At 70.7% G+C, this 3,082-nt stretch carries 5 protein-coding genes; 2 read left to right on the top strand and 3 right to left on the bottom strand.

All coding sequences use genetic code 11. The features are described 5' to 3' along the window. Window positions 1-556: ABC transporter ATP-binding protein (locus DI272_RS45575; RefSeq protein ID WP_258314715.1), on the top strand; the 556-nt coding region annotated here is incomplete at its 5' end. Between the two features lie 234 nt (window positions 557-790). On the opposite strand, the gene DI272_RS29570 is transcribed toward DI272_RS45575, so the two are convergent. Together DI272_RS29570 and DI272_RS29565 are read right to left on the bottom strand one after the other, a co-directional pair. After that, window positions 791-1,294, bottom strand: coding sequence for a DinB family protein (locus DI272_RS29570; protein WP_109498256.1), 504 nt, complete (start codon window positions 1,292-1,294; stop codon window positions 791-793). A 42-nt stretch (window positions 1,295-1,336) separates the two neighbouring features. Continuing rightward, window positions 1,337-1,723 carry a VOC family protein gene (locus tag DI272_RS29565; protein ID WP_109498255.1) on the bottom strand — a complete coding sequence of 129 codons (387 nt, stop codon included), beginning with the start codon at window positions 1,721-1,723 and terminating at the stop codon, window positions 1,337-1,339. Between the two features lie 72 nt (window positions 1,724-1,795). On the opposite strand from DI272_RS29565, the gene DI272_RS29560 reads away from it, so the two are divergent. Then, window positions 1,796-2,539 (top strand): trans-aconitate 2-methyltransferase, encoded by a 744-nt coding sequence (locus tag DI272_RS29560; RefSeq protein WP_109498254.1) that lies wholly within the window; start codon window positions 1,796-1,798, stop codon window positions 2,537-2,539. On the opposite strand, the gene DI272_RS45570 is transcribed toward DI272_RS29560, so the two are convergent. Further along, on the bottom strand, window positions 2,536-3,082 hold a 547-nt coding region (locus tag DI272_RS45570), incomplete at its 5' end, for an oligopeptide/dipeptide ABC transporter ATP-binding protein (protein ID WP_375138077.1). The two genes, DI272_RS29560 and DI272_RS45570, sit on opposite strands and share 4 nt — an antisense overlap.

Here is a 3,082-nt window from a genome sequence, read left to right as displayed (position 1 = left end):
CCAACGTATCGGCGTGGCACGGGCGTTGGCCCTGGAGCCGAAGCTGATCGTGGCGGACGAACCGGTGTCCGCGCTGGACGTGTCGATCCAGGCGCAGGTGGTCAACCTGCTCCAGAAGGTGCAGCAGGAGCTGGGCATCGCGTTCCTGTTCATCGCCCACGACCTCGCGGTGGTACGGCACTTCTCGCAGCGCGTCGCGGTCATGTACCTCGGCAAGATCGTCGAGATCGCCGACCGTGACGACCTGTACGGCAACCCGCGCCACCCCTACACCAAGGCGCTGCTGTCGGCGGTGCCGGAGGCGACGGTGGACGAGACGCCGGCCCGTGAGCGCATCCGCCTCCAGGGCGACGTGCCCTCCCCGCTGAACCCGCCGTCGGGCTGCCGCTTCCGCACCCGCTGCTGGAAGGCGACGGAGAAGTGCGCGACCGAGGCGCCGCCGCTGGTCCAGGTCGAGGGCAACAAGCCGGGCCACCTCACGGCGTGCCACTACCCGGAGACGGAGGAGACCATCCCCGCTCAGCGTCTCTCCAAGGACCCCCAGAAGACGGTCTGACACACCCCTTTCCGTCAGCCGTCTCCTACCGGGACCGGACTTTCGAGGCCCATTGACCCGAGCCCGAGAACGTCCGCTTCCAGGGGAACGAAGGCCCGCGCCCACCCAGGCGCGGGCCTTTGCACTGCGGGGCACTTCGCGTCGCGTCAGCGCCGTCAACGGTTCCCGCCCACCAACGCGCCGACGCCTCCGGAGCGTCGGTGAACACCATCACCGTGCGGACACGTCGGAACATCACACGCCGGTCTTGCCGTCAACCAGCTCGCGCACGATGTCCAAGTGGCCGTTGTGCCGGGCCGTTTCCTCGATGAGGTGGAGGAGGATCCAGCGGAGGTCGGGGTGGCGGCCGTCGCGGATGGGGCGCTCGGCCTTCGCGTCGAGGTCGTTCGCGGCGACCAGCTCGCGGTAGCGCGCGGACGCCTCCTCGTACTCGCGCAGGACGTCCGCGAGTGGCATGTCGACCGCGATGCGCATCTCGCGGTCGGGGTCCTCGTCCGTCCACGGGCTCTCGTCCTCCTCGCCGAGGAAGATCACCTGGAACCACCAGTACTCCACCCAGCGGAGGTGGTTGACCAGGCCGGCCAGGGTCATCAGCGGTGAGCCCGGCAGTGGCGCCCTGACGGCGTTCTCCGGCGTGACGTCCTCGCACTTGGCGACCGCCGTGGCACGGGCGTAGTCGAGGAACGTGGTGAGCTGGGTGCGTTCGTCCCAGGCGGTAGGGGTGTCGGTTCGAGTCATCGGGGACGAGCATGACGGCCCCGGCCTCCCCTGTCGAACCAATTAGCGTGCCCCGGCGACCAGTTCCACCTCGAACCCGTCCCCGTCCTCCAGATACGCCGCGTAGTGCTCCGCCCCACCCGCATAGGGGTGCCGGTCCGGGAAGAGGAGGGTCCAGCCGTGGTCCGGCGCCTTCGTCAGCAGCGCGTCCAGCTCCCCGCGGCTGCGGACGTGGAACGCCAGGTGGTTCAGGCCGGGGCGGGTGCGGTCGTGGCGGTCTGCCGTCAGGGCAGGGGACTGTTCCAGGACGACGTACGTCTCCCCCATGCGCCAGCTGCGGCCGGCCTCCCAGTTCTGGTACGGCTCGTAGCCCAGGCCCTCCAGCAGCCAGCCCCAGGACGTCACCGCCCGCCTCAGGTCCGGTACCCACAGCTCGACGTGGTGCAGCAACTCCCGCTCCCTCCAGGGTGATGGGGGCCTGATCCTGTCACGTCGTTCAGTAGCGTGTGCGAGACTGCGCCGATGGTTGCTCGCTCGTTCGCGGATCTCACACTCGCCGCGCTGTACGACTCACTGCACCCCTGGGGACCCGGCGACGACTTCTACGCCGGTCTCGTGATGTCGGCGTCCAGCGTCCTCGACGTCGGCTGCGGCACCGGACGGCTGCTCGCCCGGGCGCGGGCGGCGGGGCACCGCGGGCGGCTCGTGGGGGTCGATCCGGCCGCCGCCATGCTCGTACAGGCGCGGCGGCGGGAGCCTCGGGTGGAGTGGGTGCTCGGGGATCTGCGCACGCCGTTGCGGTACGGGGAGTTCGACCTCGTCGTGATGGCCGGGCACACCTTTCCCCTGCTCGCCGGGGACGAGGAGGTGCGGGGAGCCCTGGGTGTCGTCCGGGACGCCCTCGCCCGGGGCGGTGGGCGGTTCGTGTTCGACACGCTGAATCCGGCCGCCCGCGTCTGGGAGAACTGGACCCGCGAGCACATCCGCGAGGGCGCCGACGCCGAGGGCTCGGTCGCGTGGATGTGGCAGGAGGTCGCCGGGCCCGTCACCGGCGACCGGATCACCGTCACGGAGACCTACGAGGGCGTCCGCTGGGACCGCCCCCAGACGAGCACCACCGCCTTCCGGCTCCTCGGCCCCCACGGCATCGAGAAGCTGCTGGGCGAGGCGGGCCTGAAGGTCGTCGAGCAGTACGGCGACTGGGGGCGGGGGCCGCTGACCCCCGCCTGCCCTGAGATCGTCACCGTGGCGAGGCGCGACTTCTAGTCGACCGAGCCGTTGCCCGGCACCTCTCCCAACTCCTCCTCCAGCGCCGCCAATGCCGGATCCAGCACGATGTCCTCGTCCCGCGCCTCGATCGTCGGGTCCTCCGGGAAGTGGCAGGCCGTGAGGTGGCCGTCGTGGTTGCCGGAGAGCCGGATCAACGGCGGTTCCTCCGCGGCGCACTTGTCCTGCGCCTTCCAGCAGCGGGTACGGAACCGGCAGCCGGACGGCGGCGAGATCGGTGAGGGCACGTCACCGGCCAGCCGGATCCGCTCCCGCCCGCCGGCCTCCGCCTCGCCCACCAGGCTCACCTCGGGCACCGCGGACAGCAGGGCGTGGGTGTAGGGGTGGCGGGGGCGGGTGTAGATGGAGTCGCGGTCGCCGACCTCGATGACCTTGCCGAGATACATCACGGCCACGCGCTGCGAGAAGTGCCGTACCACCGCGAGGTCGTGGGCGATGAACAGGAACGCGATGCCCAGCTCCTGCTGCACCTTCTGGAGCAGGTTGACCACCTGCGCCTGGATGGAGACGTCCAGGGCCGAG

Source organism: Streptomyces sp. Act143 (genome assembly GCF_003143935.1).
Lineage (GTDB): Bacteria > Actinomycetota > Actinomycetes > Streptomycetales > Streptomycetaceae > Streptomyces.
Note: the sequence above shows the minus strand (reverse complement) of the source record. Positions and strands in the feature narration are given on the sequence as shown.

Coding starts and splice junctions, on each gene's coding strand:
- DI272_RS29570 (WP_109498256.1), bottom strand. CDS start 1,294: ATGACTCGAACCGACACCCCTACCGCCTGGGACGAACGCACCCAGCTC.
- DI272_RS29560 (WP_109498254.1), top strand. CDS start 1,796: ATGGTTGCTCGCTCGTTCGCGGATCTCACACTCGCCGCGCTGTACGAC.